Consider the following 16,902-nt stretch of genomic DNA (forward strand, 5'->3'; position numbering starts at 1 on the left):
GTTCGCCGTTCACCCTTTGCCACCTTGCATGAGGAGTTCAACCCAACCATGACCGACGCCTCGCCGATTTCGCTCGAAGGCAAGCTGCCACGCTATAGCGAGGCGCTAGCGCGGCTCACGCGCGCCCTGGCCTTGCGTCATTCGACGTATCCGGCGGCGGCGCATGGGCTGGGACTGCGCGGCATCGAACCGCGCGCCTTCGAGCGGCCGCTGACGTTGACGTTCGACAGCGCTCATGGCGACGTCCTCATCGTCCTCGACGCGGCCGAACATTCAGCACTCCTGAGCATTGCGCTCGACAGCGAACCGAAACGTGCGAGCGCACTCGCCGGCATGTGGCTCGCCGATTGTCTGGCTCGCTTCGATACGGGCGAAGGCGGCGCGCCGTCCGTCCAATCGATTTCGCTCGGTGCCCATGCGGCCGACGTCCGAGGACTGCACCTCGCGCTCGATGCCGGCGGCATGACGACGAAGCTCGCCGTCGGCGAACTGCCCGCTGCGCTCGCCGCCGATTACGAGCGCGCGTGGGCGCGTCCGCCGGTACACGTGCCGCTCGACACCGTGAACGACATCGTCGTGCCGGGCGCGATCCGCCTGCGCAGCCGCCTGTGCTCGCCGGCGACGCTCGCTTCGCTGCGCCGCCATGACGTACTGCTCGGCTGGCAGCCCGGTCTGCCATTCGTCGAAGGCGACACCATCGAACACGCTTCATTGCGCCTCGGCGCCCCGCGCGGACGCCAATTGCGCGCCGGGGTGCGCGTGGGCACGCACACCGTAACCTTGGAGACTCCCGTGACTCTCGCCACCGCCGCCCAGCCCGGCGACTTCGATCCGCTCGCCGGCGGATCGAGCGACCCGGCTACCGAACCGCTCGTTCCCGTGTCCTCCATCGATCTGCCGGTCCACGTCGAGTTGCTCAGCGTGAACCTGAGCGTCGCTCAGATCGCCTCGCTGCAGCCGGGCTACGTGCTCGATCTCCCGCTGCCGCTGGCCGACTCCGCAGTGCGCCTCGTCTCGTATGGCCAGACGCTCGCGTTCGGCACGCTCGTCGCCGTCGGCGAAAACCTCGGCGTTCAAATTCACCGCATGGCGGCCGGCGATGAACGGCAATCTTGACGTCGCCTCGCTGCTCGTCGCGCTGTTCGCGTTCGGCCTGCTGCCGTTCGCGGCGATGGTCGTCACGTCCTACACCAAGATCGTCGTAGTGCTGGGCTTGCTGCGCAATGCGCTCGGCGTGCAGCAGGTGCCGCCGAGCACCGTGCTCAACGGCATCGCGATGATCGTGAGCTGCTTCATCATGGCGCCCGTCGGCATGGAAGCGGTCCATCGCGCGCAACTTTCGAGCGAGCAGACGGCGACGAGTCAGGTGATGCCGATCTTCGACGCCGCGCGCGAGCCCTTTCGCCAATTTCTGATCAAGCACACGGACGAGCGCGAGAAGGCGTTCTTCATCCGCTCGGCTCAGCAGATCTGGCCGGCCGACAAAGCCGCGAGCCTGAAGCCGGACGATCTCGTGGTGCTAGCACCGGCCTTCACGCTGACCGAGCTGACCTCCGCGTTCAAGATCGGTTTCCTGATCTATTTGGCGTTCGTCGTCATCGATCTGATCGTGGCCAACATTCTGATGGCGCTCGGTCTGTCGCAGGTCACGCCGACCAACGTGGCGATCCCCTTCAAGCTGCTGCTGTTCGTATCGATGGATGGATGGTCGACACTGATCCACGGGCTCATTTCGACCTACAAGTGAACGAATGAACGAGCGAAGGAGCAACCAATGGATGCCGATGCAATCACTCGCTTGACGACGGACGCGCTGACGCTGTGTCTGCTCGTGTCGCTGCCGGCCGTCGGCGTGGCGGCGATCGCCGGCCTCGCGATCGCGTTCCTGCAAGCGGTCACGTCGCTGCAAGACTCGACGATCTCGCACGGCTTCAAATTCCTGATCGTCACGGTCGTGATCATCGTTGCCGCCCCGTGGGGCGCGTCGGCCGTGTTGAATTTCGCGCAATCGGTCATGCGCAGCGTGTTCCCGTGAGCGTGCATCTGCGCGGCATCGGCTTAAGCTCGGTGCCTGTCGACGACAGCGCATCGTCGCAGAACACGCAAGGGCCGTTCGGCCCGCAGGGTCATCATCACCCTCACCACCACGTTCATCAAGGCGGAAAGAGCGGTGCCCGCTCGCGCTCGAAACGCCGGCGCGGCGCGGATTCGCCGGACGGCGTGGACGAATCGGCCGCCAGCGAAGAACTGCAGATGATGCTCAACGAGCATCTGCAGAAGCAGAGCGAGTTCGTCATGCGTGTTGCCGAGCGCCATCCCGGCGACCGCGGGGGATCGGGCGGCGACGGACGCGACGGCAGAGACAACGACGACGGCGCGATCTGGCGCCCGGCGAAGCGCCTTTCGGCCGGCAAACGCTTCCAGCGCGGCATGGACGGAGCGTATGACGCCGAGCAGGCGCACGAAGCCGCGGAATCCGCATTGCTGCACGCGCGCGAGGCGCAAGCGCAGGCGCATCCGCAGATGAGTTCGACCTATGCGGTATTGGCCGCCATGCGCGACTTCCTCGCGTTGCCGAGCGCTGCCGCCCATGCGTCCGGCACGCTCGCGGCGGTACGGCAGCGGCTTATCGAGGCCGTCGGCACGCCGGCGAAACGCGCGCCTGTTCAGCAGCAGTCGATCAATTTGCTGCTGCCGTTGATGCTGCTCAATCTCGAACGCGCCCGCACCGATACCGAGCGCGCGCTCGCGGTCGCCAAGCTCAATTCGCTGCTCGACCGCCGCCGGTCGTACGTTTGAACGCGTGCGCGAGACGCGCAACGCAATGACTAGGAGTTCGCTCATGACCAAGGAAATTCGTCTGCTGACGGGGCGCCACGCAGGCGCTCGCATAAAGTTGAATCCAACGCTGACGCGCATCGGCAACGATGACGAAGCGGAGATCCAGATCAGCGATTGGGATCAGCCCACGATGCAACTGAGCCTGCACGATGACGGAAGCCTGACGATCGCGGATGCCGCCCATCACGGCGAGTCAATCGCGCTTGAAAGCTTCAAGCCGCATCGATTCGGCAACGTCGTGCTGTGCGCCGGCGATAGCGATGCGCAATGGCCGACCGATATCGAGCTGCTCGAAGCGCTGCTGGTGCCCGCCGCGATGCCGCAACCCGAGCCGGTGCCGGGTCTCGTTGCCGCCGACGAAGCGTCGCCCGCTGCGACGCCCCCCTCGGCTGCGCCGAGGCATCGCCGCGGCGCACGCGTAGTCGGTGTCGCCGCGGTCGCCTTGCTCGCGATCGGCGGTGCCGGTATCGCGCTGCCCGCGGTGCTGCATCCGCGCGTGGGGATCTCGCCGCACGGCGCGGCCCCGCAGCCGACGGTCGATCAGTTACAGCGGGCACTGGATCGGCTACATCAAGCCGACGTGACCGTCGCGCCGGAGGGTATGCGCTTCGACGTCGTCGGCGTGGTGCCCGACAGTGCGAGCGAAATGCTCGTGCGCACGGCGCTAGAAACGATCGCGCCTGACCGGATCGTTTGGCGGATTGGCTGCGTCGATCAGATTACTCGGGACTTGCAGGAATCCCTGCACGACCCGGCCCTAAAGGTGCATTACCTCGGTCATCGCGAATTCGGCGTATCCGGGATAGCAAAGGATACGAATGCCGTGCAAGCGACGCTGCAGCAAATGAGCGCCGACCTGGAGCCGATGGTCACGCGCGTTGCACAGCAGGTCACGCCGGACGACCGCATGGCAATGCCGAGCGCGGTGGAGTCACTGCTTGCCGTCGACGATCTGCAGTACGTCGAGGCGGGCGACGGCACGAAACAATTCATCGATTCACGCGCAGCCGCGCAACAACTGAACTGAGGACGATCATGTACGACGCCGTGACCGCTGAAATGATCGATGCGATCGACAGCGTAAAGACGCTGGCAGACCAGCCCACCGACCAGCGCCGCAAGCTCGGCGAAGCGGCACTCGGGCTCGAGCGCCTCGCCACCGACATCGCGTCGCAAGCCGTCAAGCTCGCCGACCCGATGCTCCGGCAGTCGGCGACGACCGTAGCCGACGGCTTGACCGCGGCCGCGCAGCTGTGCCGCTCGACGATCGACGCATAACGCGCGGCAGCAAACCGTTTTGACGTCTCGAAGGGCAACGCCTTTCCGGACGGCATCAGGCAGCAACAGCAAGTCTTACCCGTACGAAAGTACGAATTCGCCGTACCCGTGTCCGTCAGGCCACGGCAAACCATCCGCCCGGCAACGGGTTTCACCTTGATGATTAGGAGTATTTAAAATGGCATCGAAGACCTCTGCTGCATCGAGCGGCGCAACGGTTGGCTCCAACACCGCAACGATCGCTGAAATGTCGGCCAGCACGGCCAGCTCGATCGCGCTGCAAGACGCCGCCACGCAAATGGAAAACGAGTTGAACAACGACGCAGCCAAGGATCAGCTCGAAGAAGCCGGTCCGAAGAACGCCAAGAGCCTGACGCAAGGCTAAGCGTTGTTCGGGTGCGTCCTCGCGCCGCGCGGGACGCACCCATATCGTATTTGCTTCGAGGCATCCCTCCAGGGCACGTCCCTCGAGGCGCACCTAACTCTCCCTTCCTATGAGCCTCGAACGACGCAATCAGTTGATCCGGGAACTGTGCGATCTGCGCGGCCTCGGCGATGCCGACGGTGTCATCGAGCGCGGTGTCGTCAGCATCGACGATTTCGACATCGCCGTCGATTTCTACGAAGAAGATTCCGCCGCCATCTACGTCAATTTCCAATTCGGCATCGTTTCGGGAGGCCGCACGCTGCGCGTGTTCCGGCTGCTGCTCGAAGCGAACCTATCCGTGTATGCGCAGGATCAAGCGCAGCTCGGCATCGAGGCCGAGACAGGCGGTGTCGTATTGATCGTGCGCGGCGTGCTCGAAGCCAATTCGGACGGGAAATGGCTCATCGAAATGATCGAGCATTACGTCGAGCACGGCCGCTATTGGCGCGAAAACATTCTGCTGGCCGACGACGAGATGTTTCGCCATCTGGCGGACGGCAATTACGTTTGGATTCGTGCGTAGCCGTTGTAGCAACTCAGCATTGAGCACGGGGAGTCTGATTAACCAAGGCCATGCGCCGCGCGGACGAAATTGTATCAGTCACGCACCCAAATTCACATGATTCGCCGTCGCCCCAGAAAATTCGCTTCGCAGCGGGTTGAAAAACGGCAGATGTAGGAAAGTAGAGTCCAACGCAGACGTCAACGAAGACACGCAAGGCAAGCGATGACGGCAAGCGTAAAGCGGTTCACGTAGGTAAGCATCACCGGCTGTTCCGTCGTACCCGTGTCCGTCTTGGCCACGGCAAACCATCCGCCCGGCAACGGGTTTCACCTTGATGATTAGGAGTACTGAAAATGGCATCGAAGACCTCTGCTGCATCGAGCGGCGCAACCGTTGGCTCCAACACCGCAACGATCGCTGAAATGTCGGCCAGCACGGCCAGCTCGATCGCGCTGCAAGACGCCGCGACGCAAATGGAAAACGAGTTGAACAACGACGCGGCCAAGGATCAGCTCGAAGAAGCCGGTCCGAAGAACGCCAAGAGCCTGACGCAAGGCTAAGCGTTATTCGGGTGCGTCTTCGCGCCGCGCGGGACGCACCCACTTTCATCGTTTTATCGCACATACGGCAAGACGGCTACGCCGAGCACCCTCCACCCTCCACCTTTCCGTCAGCGTCCACGCGCTGCGGCAACGATCGATCGCACAGATCGCCCTCCTTCGATTCACTTTCCGCAGTACACAAAACGATTTCCCCACCGATGGGTGCCAATCCGCGTCCAAACGTTGCTTTCACCGGCGCAAAAAAAGCGGCGAGGCCGACTTTGGTCGGAGCCTACACCGCCTCGCGGAATGCAATATCCGCCCTTCTTTCGCCTTCCTTCAGCGCAGCCTTCGCTTATGCTCGCGTTATCGCGAGCATCGCTTCGCCTGAGCGCTGCACGAGGCGCGCCAGAATCTGCGAGATCAACATCGCCAACTCGTTCAGCGCTGCGATCTCTTGCATCATCAATTGATCTTGCTCCGACGGATGGGCCGAAACCGCGTGGTGCATGCCGTCGACGTGGTCCTGAACCTTTCCCGCGAGGCCGGCCAGTTCTTCGTGCGGTTCTTGAGGCTCAGTCCTCACGTCCTCGGTCTTGCCACCGTCTGTCTTCGTATCGCCGGCTGTGGCATCCTCGGTCTTCGCGTCGTCGGCCTTTGCCCCGTCCGCCTTGGCACCCTCGGCCTTCGCACCTTCGGCTTCATGACCGGACGGCTCCTCGTTCGGCACCGGACCGTCGAGCGGTTTCGCCGATTCGGTATCGGACGCAGCTTTGGCGTCCGTCGCCGAATCCGCACTGACATGCACCGGCATCGACACGTTGATATTGACCGATACCGACGGCACACCCGAGTCGTGCTTCGCGACGTCGATCGCTGTCGATGCGCGCTTGAGCGAGCCGCCACCGCCTGCAGGCTTGGGCATGCTTGCCTTCAGCGCGTCGAATCGCATTTGAAGGCCCTCCGGCGAGTCGGCATCCGGCTCACGTTTGAGTGCGCTCCCTCCCGTGCCGGGCTTGGGCATGCCAGCCTTCAGCGCGTCGAATCGCATTTGAACGTCGAGCGGCAGCGCCGGACTCGGCAACGCTTTGATGCGCGCCACCTCGCGCGCCGTCGCCGCAGCCTGCGCGCGGGCTCGGGGCGAGGCGGCGGCGTGCGGCAAATCGCGAGCCGATACACGCACGCGAGCAGCGCCGTTCGCGAGCGAAGCGGCTCCGGCACCCGTAGAGGCCTTGCGCGTTCCAAGTGCTTGCAATGCCGCATTTGCCGTCGGCCGCAACGTGCCGGCCTTTTCCGATCCCGGGGGCGGCTTGCCGAAACCTCGCGTCAATCCGGCAGCGATGGATGCAAACGTCTTAGTGATCTTGTTGTTCATGGCAGTTCCCTTTGGTCCCGTCGATGCCAATCAAATCCGGCTGCGTGCGACGTAGACGGATCGGCGTAGCGCCATCGCGCAAGCGGGTCTATCCGATCCGACCGAATCGGGTGCGAGAAGAACACGAATAGGCATGCGATCGCAAGCAGCAGTACCCGCAATAGACGCCTGGGGCGGAAAGTATGGGTTTTCATCGATTTCTCCTAAGTCCGGCCGCGTCGCCGGCCCTCAAACAGCCGACGGTGACCACGCGTGGCAGGGAATCGGCTATCGAATGAATTTGCCTCTGGCTCCCCGCGCTTGAATCATGCAGCCGTCTCGCGTTGAGACCGACGCCTTCGGCGAATACCCGAGGCACCGCACGAACGCTTTCGCCCGCATTGCGCCGGGCAATTACGGTCCACTCGGAGCACCGGCCGGAAGCGACATGACATGCGCGACGGTCATGCGCGTCCTTCGCGCCGGGCATCCGAATTTCGCTGGGTCAGGCCATCCACGCGGAACCGCTCCCATACGATCCGGAGCACTGCATCGCCACCTGTATCTAGCCTCGATGCGCGAAGACCGAGTCGAATGGCTCGAGCGAACGCGCTGAAGCAAGCACCCGCTGCCCCCTCGGAGAGAACCATGCCGCGCCTCGATCGGACCGCGCCGTTGCCGTATGTCGACGAATCCACGAGCGCGCAAGCGCACAGCCCCGTCTCGAACACGGCCCGAACTCAGGCCCCTCCTGCCTCGGCGCGCCCGGCTCGCGGCACGGTCAAGGAGCGCTTCGAGCAAATGGTCAACATGCGCAAGATTCCTCAGACGCCGGCACTCAAGGTTGACGGCTGGAGCGATCGCACCGCGCTCGAGATTTGCGAAGGCTGGCGCAAGAATCTCGTCCGCGACGTATCGATCCCGCAGCTTTCACGCTTGCTTGCGCTGAACTTCGAGCGCACGCATCCCGAGGCCATCCCCGCCGATCGAAAGGCCGAGCGATTGCTGCCGGAGGGCTCGAAAAAGGACGCCTATTACGAGGCCATGGTCGAGTCGTTCCTGAGGTCGATCGGCGCCTCCGATGACGAGCTGCGCGACATACTCGAAAGCTTCAAGAAAACGGGACTCGGCGGGTTGCATCGCCAGCGGGCAGTCGTCGCTTCGACGATCAACGGCACGGCGAGCACGCTGCAGTATGCGGTCGCGGCGCACCCCTACGCGAAGCTCGCGCTCTATGGTGCTCAGCTGTTGCTGACGACCATCAATAGCCGGCTCGCGTTCACGTCGGCGAAGCTGAGGTTTCGCAACTCGGGGACCGAGGAACTGATGCCTCTCGGCCGGGCCGATGCGGCGCCCAGCGCGAAGGCGGGGCCGAGCGTCATCAGCGCATCGGCGAAGCTGGTGACCCAACTCGGCAAAATCAAGGACGACGTGAGCGCAATGGAATCCGCGCTCGCGGCGCTCGAGAAAGCGACCGAGGACCGGCCGCAAGCGCCGGAGGGGTCCGCCGAGCAGCAGCAGGCCGACAAGCAGCTTCGCACCGCCTGCGAAGACATGAGTATTGCCTTCGCCGCCTTCTGCTTGCGCAGCGAGTTGAAGTCGACCTATAAAGCGGCCTCGGAGAGCGCCAAGATCGAGTTTCGCGGCAACGAGATCTCGCTGTACGGGAGTTACGCCAACGGCACGGCAACCCTGGCCGCGACGTTGCTCGCCATCTTCGCGCCGAGTTCAGTCGTCACGCTCGGCGCAACGGCCGCGGCGGCCGGGCTGGGCGCCCTCGTCTACGCCGGCTACCAGCTGAGCAGCGGCCCGAGCAAGGACGGCGAGGCCAAGGCAAAGCGGGCCATCGTGGCGCTATCCAAGTCGATGGACATGCTGGGCGGGAATGCCGCCAAGCAACAAAAGGCGCGGGCCGATGCCTATCGCGCCTATCTCGGCGCACGCCGTTCGCGCGATCCCGAAACGCGTGCGCAAGCGCGCGGCAAGCTCCTGGAACAGCTAGAGACGATCGCACAAGGGGATACGACGAAGGACGATCTCCAGCCGCTGCGGAACTGGGAGGCGTACGCCGATCATCGAAAGCGCACGGCCCAATCTGCCGAGCAAATCAAGAACGATCATCAGCAACGGCTCGACGCTGCGCCTGCCGACGAGCAGAGCCAGCGGAGCCTCGGCGCGCTCGAGGCGGCACTTCAACAACAATTGCAAGCGAGTAAGGAAACGCAAGACGCCGAATTCACGCAGGCCCACGGTGCCCTCTTCAATACCGGTACCGTCATCGACGGCTGGAAGACACCCTACCGAATGCGCTTCGACAGTATGGGCCGCCTGTTGCTGGGGAAGGTCAGCGCCTCGGTGCGCTCGCTGCTGAAGCTGCAGGCCACCCCGGTCGAATTGGGACGACAGGCCTCGATACGCACGCTGCATGTCGCCGGGAGACGCCAGGAATTGAAGGCGTGCCTACGCGACTGGATCAACTTCGAAACCGCGCAAGCACGCCTGAAAGAGACGGCCAAGCTCGAAGACGACGATCCGCAGCTGCAAAACAAGCTCGGCTCGGCCGCGCGTGCACTCGCCGCGATCCGCAATCCCGACGCGCAGGCGCTGTTTTCGGGCGACGGGCGCCAGCAGGTGGAAGCGACGAAACTCGCGAAATCGATGACCGTCGGCGAGGAAGAGCGCTACACGATGACGATGGGAGGCGCGACGGCATTCGCCACGCTCGTCAATACGTCCGGCACCTTGGCCGGACTCGGCTTGAATATCGACAAGGTGGTGGAGCAAAGCCACGGCATCCATTTGCCGCCTCAGCACTTCGGCGATCAAAAGGACGGCCAGACCCTCTCGCAAGGCAGCGCGCCGTTTACGGCCCATTACTCGGCCGGTGAGCGCGCCCGCTTCCAGAAAACCGAAATGAACGGCCTGCGCAAAGTCCTCGCGCGCGAGGGCGATCCGGTCAAGCTCGCGCTGGACGTGCCGCATGCCGAAGCGTTCTCCGCCGAGACTCCGAATCTGAACTTCAAGGAACTCGACGAGGCGCTGGACGGACTGGTTGGAGAACTCGAAACGCGAGCCGACATCGCCGACGAAATCACGTTCTCGATCGGCGGCGCCAAGATCGCATCGGGCAAGCTCGACTGCACCACCGAGTACTACAAGTGGCGCCAGGAGCAAGCGCCGCTGCGCACCAAAGCCGCACTCGCGGGCCGGCAGGCGGGCATGGTCGCCAAGGCCGCGGGCATCTCCGTCGCTTCGCCCTTCGTGCAGGCAGCCGCGCAAATCCCGCTCGCGCGCACGCGCAAGGCAGCGCGGCTCGGCGACAAGAAAAGCGTCGAGGTTCGCGAAAAGCTCACTGCACTCGCGAATGAGCGTAGCGCCAAAATCGAGATCGATCGGGATGCATCCAACGAAACGCGAACGGCCTCTCCACTGGTAGCGAAAGCGCCTACGGCTACGCCCGCGCCCGTGCCCGTGCCTATACCTGCGCGCATTTCCGATGCCCAAACCGACCGCGGGGAAGCATCATTGCAAGCCGCGGCGGACGCGGTAAGGCGCATCCCCATGTTCGGCGAGCAGGCGCACAGCCTGTCGCCTCTCGACGAAGCCGTTCCTCCCCGCCGCGATAGCCGCGCCACGGCAGACGCCTACCTGAGCGCGCTGGGCGAGGGCGGCGGCGAAAGAGCCGCACGGGCGTGGCTCGCGGAAAACGGCATCGAAGCCGTCCACAACAGCGGCAACGGACTGAACTGCCTCATCATCTCGCTGCTTCAGCACGCGACGGGCCGCTACGGCCGTGAGGACGAAGGCGCATTGGCCGACGAGGCGCGCCGTTACCGCGACGCGTTGGTCGCGCACGGACACGGCGAGATCATGCGCGACGACGGCGCACCCGAGATGCTCCACGCCGACGAACCCGCAGTCGTCCGGCTGCTGGAGTGGATCCAACGCGACCATGGCAAGCGCCTAGCGTTGAACCTCGTCATGCCGGAGATCGTCGACGGCCCCGACGACACGGGCCGTCACGTCGGGCTATTCCGGGTGCCGCCGCGAGACAGCAGCGAGCAGCAGCACGCCGACGCCCACCCCATCGCCATCGTTCAGTTCGGGAATCATTTCGAAGCGCTGCGCGCCGTGCAGCCTAGCGCTTCGTTCTCCTCGAGCGGCGACGACAGCCTCTTCTCGATCGATCTGCAGAAGAACTATTCACTGCCACGAACCGGCGGGACGTCCAGCATCGAGACGCAGGCTGCGTCGCCGAGCGTCGACGTCAAGGCCGGCAAGCTACGAGAGCAACTCGTGAAACAACTCGACGGCGTCGGCGCAATGCGCTCCGCCGCACAGGCGGCACCGCTTCTCGAGACACTGCGCGAGGCCATCGAGCACGATGCACTGGATGCCGGCTGGCGGCACCCGCTTCACGGCTGGAACCTGATGCACGTGGCAGCGGCGGCCGGAGATGCCGATCTGATCCGTTCGCTGCGCATGCACGGCGTGGCGGCGAACGTCGACGACGACGCCTGGTCGACGCCGCTTCATCTCGCCTGCGAGAACGGAAACACAGCCGCGGCGGCTGAACTGCTCAGCGCAGGCGTCAACGCCAATATGGTGGACCGGGCAGGCTCTCGGCCGCTTCACTGGGCGGCCCGAAGCGGCGATCGGCGAATGATCGAATTGCTCGTGCGGCACGGCGCGGATGTCGACGCGCGGCATTCGGGCACGAGTGAAACCGCAGCCCATCTCGCGGCCCGCGACGGCAAGACGGATTCGGTTCGCGCGCTGCTCGCGGCGGGCGCCAATCCCCTCTTGGAGGTCCGGCGCAGGAAACAGCGTGCGCTTCTCGCGAGCCTCAACCCGTTGGCGAAGCCCCAACGCGGCGAGACAGTGCGCGATTTGCTCGATCGATCGAAAGCGGCACGTGGAGCGAGCGATTACGCCTTGACTCGAACGGCGCTGAAACAGGCGGAACGCGTGGTCAAACGCAAAGGGAATTGATCGAAGATACCGCCGCTCATTGCGAGCGGCTTGCCACTGCGCCGCAAACCACACCGGACACCGCCGAGAGCGCGCTGCAAGCGTCGACGGTTTGCCGCGCGGCATCGCCATGAGCGCTGTTCTTGAGCGCGGTATAGATTTGGTCGGCGTCGAGTTTCGGATCGACCGCAAGCATCAGCGCGGCCACGCCCGAGACGAATGCCGTCGAGAACGACGTACCGGTGAAGAAATCGTAGTGACCGCCCGGCGTCAAGCTCAGCACGTCTCGTCCGGGCGCCCGGACGACGGGCGCCGTCGTCTTCGCGCCCGCGTAATCGGCCGCGATGACGTGCGGGATACCGACGGGAAATGCACGCATGTCGCCGCTCGGCGGCACGGCGCCGACCACGACAATCCCGTGCTTCAGCGAATATTGGACGAGCTGCGTCAACAGCGGATCGGGCGGCCCGCTCAAGCTCAAGTTGATGATGCTCGCATGCGATTCGATCGCGGCCGCCAATGCCTGCGCGAGCGTCAGCGAATTGCACGTCGATGCCCCGCCGTTCGCATGGCCGCCGCTCGACGGCTCTTGCCAGCAGGCTTTGAACGCTAGGATGCGCGCACGCGGCGCGACGCCCACCATGCCGCGGCCGCCGTTCGGATTGGCCGCGATCACGCCGGCCACGGCGGTGCCGTGCACGTCGCGATCGAAGGCCGGCCAGCCTTGCTCGACGAAGTCGCGCCGCATCGCGATCGATCCGGCTAGACCCGGGTGAGACGTATCGATCCCCGTGTCGATGATGGCCACGCGCACCCCCTCGCCTTGCGAGTACCGCTGCGCGGAGAGCGCGTCGATCTCGCGCAACCCGCGTTCCAGATCGACGTAGTTGGCGTCGTAAGCGTGCGCCGCGGCGTCTTTCGGGTCGGGCGCGACGGCGGCCATAGCGGAAGCGGCACCGGCACCGGCTTCGCCGCCTGGTTTGCTCACGGATCCGACCGTGCGAAAGGACTGCAGGGGCTGCACGAGCTTCACGCGCTTGTCGTGCGAAAGCTGCTCGATCACTTGCGCGCGCGTTCGGCTGTCGCGCACCTCGAATACCGCGCAGTGCACTTGCAGCGGCACGATCGGCCAAGCCATCACTTGTTCGAGTTTGTAGTCGCTGGCAATGGCGGCGATCGTCGCGCGTGCGCCGTCGGACGCCGCATAGCCCGGTCCTCCATCGTAGGCGCCGATCGTCGTGCCGGCCAGCATGGGCACGGACTCGCTCGGATTGTCGACGGCTACGACGATCATCCGCTCGCCGTCGTCGTAGATCTGCCGCATCACGCTCGGGTCGATCTCGACATTGGACGGCGGAACGAGCGGCACGTCGCTGCATGCGACGGCGAGCGGCAGGACGGCCGCGGCGAGCGCGGCAACGCGCACCGATGCGATGCGGCGGGCAGCGGTTTTCACCTGCTCCGATAAGTTCGATAACGCGGCGAAGCGCGCTCGGGTGACGATGCTCATGGCCGCCTCCCGTTCGAGGATGCGCGGCCGACACAGGGTGTGCCGGGCAAAGGGTGGGTCATTGGATTCGTGTCTCCGGGTGACTGATGGATAAGCAAAGCTAGACAACCCGTGAGTACCAACAACGGCCGAAAACGTTGCTACCCGAGCGCACGAAATATATCAAATGCGACCGGCCGCGCGCGGGACAACGCTGCGAACGTGCCCGTGCCGGTATTCGATCAAACCCGTCAGATCAATCAGGCGTTTTGATCCAAGCCGCCTTGCGCCGCCCAATCGAAGTCGTTGACGCCGGCGATGCCGTCGGCGCCCGCCACGTCGTGCGTTTCGATCTGATTGTAGGTGTCGGGATGCGAGAGCATGAACTTCGCGGCGGCCGAATCCTCAGGCGTCGTGCCTGCCGAGGGGTTGTAAGCCATTTGATAGAGTTTGTTCGGATCGACCGTCCAATTGCCCTGATCGCGCATGCATGCCGACATCGCGCCCGAAGCACTTTGCGCGTCCATCGGCGCCCCCGAATCGTCCGTTGGGTCGAGGTCCATCGGATCGTCCATGGACTGCGTGTCGTCCTCGTTCGATGCGCTGCTCAATCCGCCCTGCGCCGCCCAGTCGAAATCGTTGACGCCCGCGATGCCGTCGGCCCCCGCCACGTCGTGCGTTTCGATCTGGTTGAACGTGTCGGGATTCTCGAGCATGAACTTCGCCGCATCGGAGACGGCCGACGGCGTACCGGACTTCGGGTTGTACGCCATCTGATAGAGCTGATTCGGATCGAGCGTGTTGATGCCGTTCTCGTGCATATAGGACGCCAGCGCGCCGGACGCGCTTTGCGCCGTCATCCCCGAGCCGGATTGATCGCTGCTATCGGCACCGCCCGCATCGATCGGGCCTTCCTGCGCGAAAAGCTGCTGCAGCATCTGCTGAATCGACTTCAGCGCCGAGTCGTAAATCGCGTCGTAGTTCGCCACGGCCTTATCGGGCGAAGAAAACGAGTCGGGTGCGCTCAGATCGAGTGACGCACTCTGTGCATTGCCGTTGGTAGAAACGTTCACGCTCATGGTATTGATCTCCTCAAATAGTGGGACGACCCCTGCACACCATGCGCGAAGGGCCCCGCCGCGCGAGCGGCGCAAAAGGCCGATATCCCGATGTGTCTGGAACAAGGGAGAAGCGTCGCTCTGCGCGTGAAGATAAACGCCACGGTGATGCGGCTTACGCGTTCACGGCGAAAACCGAATGCCATCGACGAATAACCGGTGATGGCACCGGTTCCTAAGCGGAGATGTGAGTCGGTAACGCAAAACCCCTCGCTGCGATCGGCGGTTTTTCGCCGAACGTCGCGCATGAATACCGCGACATCCTCAATCGGGCTTACCCATAATTCGTTTGACCATAATTCCGGGGTAGCATCCTCACGCTCGGGTACTTCCGCCGTGAAGGTCGTTGCGATTGGCTGATTGACGGCCGATTCACACTTCGGCGCCCGGCTTCATCGATAGGAAACCGGCACGAGTATGGGTTGGAAGGATGCGTTGCTTCGGATGGGAACGAGATCGCGATGGCGATGGCGTTCGTATTCGGCCGTCCGGCCGCGCATGACGCGTGCGTTGCGATGCGCGGCTCCACTCTTGGCACTCTTGGCAGCCGCGATCATCGTGCCGTCCGCATGGGCTGATGATGCGTGGCATTTCCAAGTGGGCGGCACCACCGACAGGCTCAATCGCGGCATCGATCTGAGTCAGGGCGATCCGTCGGTCGATGTATCGGCGAACTGGTATCCCGGCACGGGTCCGTTCGCGGGCGTGTCGGGCTGGACAGTCAGGCCATTCCCGGGCATTTCCACCGGCGCAGAGTTCGTCGCCGACGCCGGCTACGGGTGGCGCACCGGCGATTGGAGCGCGCAGGCGATGGTGCTGCACTACCAATTCGCCCATACGCCCGAGGCGACCCTGCTCGAATACGACGAGGCCGGCCTCGAAGTCGGATGGCGAGAAGTGGTGTTCGCCTCCGTCACCGCGTCGCCCAATACCTCGTATGCCGGTTCTCCCCGCACGCTCGCGCTGACCTACAACATTGTCGGGCACTATCCGCTCGCGCATGGATTCTCGGCGACGGCCGGCATCGGCTACTACGACCTGCACGCGGGACTCGGCAGCGGCTTCTTCTACGACGACATCGGCCTGAACTACCAGTACCGATCGATCCAAGTTCAACTCGCCTACTTCGGCACGCAAGCCCCCGCGAGCATCGAAGCACAATTCGGCCCGATGCTCGTGCATCGCTGGGTCGCGCAAGTGAGTTGGGCTTTTTGAAACCGCCGGTGCGCCTCCGGCAGGCGTCATGCGCGCAGGCAGGCTCACTCCGATCGGCGCCGACTTATTTCGCCGAGTTGCCTCGCATTTCGTCGAATACACGGCAACCCCAGCGCCTTCTTCCCTATCTTCCATCCACCTAGTTGGATGCGCACGCGTACGAGACGCGGAAGAGAACGGGAGTCAGTCGAAATGCCGAGAATAAACGGAAGTAACCCCGCTACCCCCATTGCGCCGCGAGGCAATGAAACGCCGTGCAATGGCTATCAAGGATCGTCGAATACCCGACATCGCTCGCTCTTGGGATCGCTAGGGGCGGCACTCGGCAACATCGGCCGCTCGCGCAAATCGTCGTCGAGCGGAAGCGCTTCCGGCAGTCCGCCCCGACGTGCCTCGCCCACCGCGTCGCCGGCGCGCGGCACTTCCGCACGCGCGCCCATCGACACGTTGAGAGCGCGCGGCGTCGACCTGCCGGCATTACGCCAGGCCATTGGCAACTACCTGTCGCTCGGCCAGGCTTTACCCCCGCATTTCCGGGCGGCACTCGATGAAGCGGGGGTGAGCACCGAGCTCGACTTCGATTCGCGCATGGCGCTCAACCTCAATCATCCGTTGCTGGCGCTCAGCAATAGCATCCATAGCGAACTCGGCTCGCGCATGCCGGCCGCCGCGCAGCCACGGCCCGCAGGGCTGACTAGGAGTCCGGGCCTGAGACGCGCGGGTGGCGAGACATCCCCGCCGCAAGCGGCCCAAGCTCGCTTGGCGCCACGCGAACAAACGAGCCACGCGCCGCTCGAAACGCTGAGGCGCGCAGGTATCGATCCGCATGCGTTCAACGCGGCCGTTGCGAATTTTCTTAGCTTTGGCCACGACTTGCCGGCCGACATCACGGCATTCCTTCGAAACGCTGGAATTCCCCACCACATCGATGCGACGCAGGCCTTCGACGGACGTCATCCATTGCTTGCCTTCGACCGACAGGTTCGCGCTGCCCTAGGGCCTCGGACGCCGGCCGCAACACGTTCGCGACCGATGCCGAATGCTGCGGCCGGCTCCGCGGCAACACTGCGTCGGCCCACGCAGGCTCCGCTGGACAGTTCGGAGTTCGATCAAAGCGCGGTTTTCGCCGCGCCGCGACGCGGCGTAGAAGGACGGTGAAAAC

The 16,902-nt window shown here is 64.3% G+C and carries 16 protein-coding genes; 11 read left to right on the plus strand and 5 right to left on the minus strand.

The genetic code is table 11. The annotated features are described in order from the left end of the window. Positions 1–48 precede the first annotated feature (48 nt). The 9 genes from DWV00_RS01220 to DWV00_RS33560 all read left to right on the plus strand — a co-directional run bounded on the left by DWV00_RS01220 (position 49) and on the right by DWV00_RS33560 (position 5,611). Complete coding sequence (locus DWV00_RS01220; protein WP_115531711.1) at positions 49–1,116, plus strand: FliM/FliN family flagellar motor switch protein; 1,068 nt, start codon at positions 49–51, stop codon at positions 1,114–1,116. Beyond that, the gene (sctR, locus tag DWV00_RS01225; RefSeq protein ID WP_115531712.1) at positions 1,100–1,747 is read left to right on the plus strand and encodes a type III secretion system export apparatus subunit SctR; all 648 of its coding nucleotides are present in this window, start codon (positions 1,100–1,102) and stop codon (positions 1,745–1,747) included. The genes DWV00_RS01220 and sctR overlap by 17 nt, the downstream gene beginning before the upstream one ends. Positions 1,748–1,774: 27 nt before the next feature. After that, positions 1,775–2,035, plus strand: coding sequence for a type III secretion system export apparatus subunit SctS (sctS, locus tag DWV00_RS01230; protein WP_115531713.1), 261 nt, complete (start codon positions 1,775–1,777; stop codon positions 2,033–2,035). Then, entirely contained in the window at positions 2,032–2,799 is a 768-nt protein-coding gene (locus tag DWV00_RS01235; RefSeq protein ID WP_115531714.1) for a hypothetical protein, read from the plus strand. The genes sctS and DWV00_RS01235 overlap by 4 nt, the downstream gene beginning before the upstream one ends. Before the next feature lie 43 nt (positions 2,800–2,842). Continuing rightward, positions 2,843–3,868, plus strand: coding sequence for an HrpD5 family protein (gene hrpD5 / locus DWV00_RS01240; RefSeq protein WP_115531715.1), 1,026 nt, complete (start codon positions 2,843–2,845; stop codon positions 3,866–3,868). An 8-nt stretch (positions 3,869–3,876) separates the two neighbouring features. Beyond that, positions 3,877–4,119 (plus strand): hypothetical protein, encoded by a 243-nt coding sequence (locus tag DWV00_RS01245; protein WP_115531716.1) that lies wholly within the window; start codon positions 3,877–3,879, stop codon positions 4,117–4,119. Between the two features lie 178 nt (positions 4,120–4,297). Then, on the plus strand, positions 4,298–4,504 hold the full coding sequence (locus DWV00_RS33555; RefSeq protein ID WP_147297809.1) for a hypothetical protein: 207 nt from the start codon (positions 4,298–4,300) through the stop codon (positions 4,502–4,504). 109 nt (positions 4,505–4,613) lie between these two features. Next, positions 4,614–5,069, plus strand: a complete 456-nt coding sequence (locus DWV00_RS01250) for a CesT family type III secretion system chaperone (protein WP_115531717.1) — start codon at positions 4,614–4,616, stop codon at positions 5,067–5,069. 335 nt (positions 5,070–5,404) lie between these two features. After that, positions 5,405–5,611, plus strand: coding sequence for a hypothetical protein (locus DWV00_RS33560; RefSeq protein WP_147297809.1), 207 nt, complete (start codon positions 5,405–5,407; stop codon positions 5,609–5,611). Positions 5,612–5,948: 337 nt separating this feature from the next. On the opposite strand, the gene DWV00_RS01255 is transcribed toward DWV00_RS33560, so the two are convergent. After that, on the minus strand, positions 5,949–6,968 hold the full coding sequence (locus DWV00_RS01255) for a hypothetical protein (RefSeq protein ID WP_115531718.1): 1,020 nt from the start codon (positions 6,966–6,968) through the stop codon (positions 5,949–5,951). Between the two features lie 627 nt (positions 6,969–7,595). Here DWV00_RS01255 and DWV00_RS01260 point away from each other — a divergent pair. Then, entirely contained in the window at positions 7,596–11,939 is a 4,344-nt protein-coding gene (locus DWV00_RS01260; protein ID WP_181885310.1) for an ankyrin repeat domain-containing protein, read from the plus strand. A 16-nt stretch (positions 11,940–11,955) separates the two neighbouring features. Here the strand turns inward: DWV00_RS01260 and DWV00_RS01265 are convergent, their stop codons facing one another. Then, positions 11,956–13,428, minus strand: a complete 1,473-nt coding sequence (locus DWV00_RS01265; RefSeq protein ID WP_115531720.1) for a S8 family peptidase — start codon at positions 13,426–13,428, stop codon at positions 11,956–11,958. A 239-nt stretch (positions 13,429–13,667) separates the two neighbouring features. After that, complete coding sequence (locus tag DWV00_RS01270; protein ID WP_115531721.1) at positions 13,668–14,486, minus strand: hypothetical protein; 819 nt, start codon at positions 14,484–14,486, stop codon at positions 13,668–13,670. A 570-nt stretch (positions 14,487–15,056) separates the two neighbouring features. Here DWV00_RS01270 and DWV00_RS01275 point away from each other — a divergent pair. After that, complete coding sequence (locus tag DWV00_RS01275) at positions 15,057–15,740, plus strand: TorF family putative porin (RefSeq protein ID WP_181885311.1); 684 nt, start codon at positions 15,057–15,059, stop codon at positions 15,738–15,740. Between the two features lie 266 nt (positions 15,741–16,006). Here DWV00_RS01275 and DWV00_RS33565 read toward each other — a convergent pair whose 3' ends face one another. Beyond that, positions 16,007–16,231, minus strand: a complete 225-nt coding sequence (locus DWV00_RS33565; protein WP_147297810.1) for a hypothetical protein — start codon at positions 16,229–16,231, stop codon at positions 16,007–16,009. Positions 16,232–16,259: 28 nt separating this feature from the next. After that, positions 16,260–16,697 (minus strand): hypothetical protein, encoded by a 438-nt coding sequence (locus DWV00_RS33570; protein ID WP_147297811.1) that lies wholly within the window; start codon positions 16,695–16,697, stop codon positions 16,260–16,262. Positions 16,698–16,902: the final 205 nt, after the last annotated feature.

This window comes from Trinickia dinghuensis (assembly GCF_003367175.1).
GTDB lineage: Bacteria > Pseudomonadota > Gammaproteobacteria > Burkholderiales > Burkholderiaceae > Trinickia > Trinickia dinghuensis.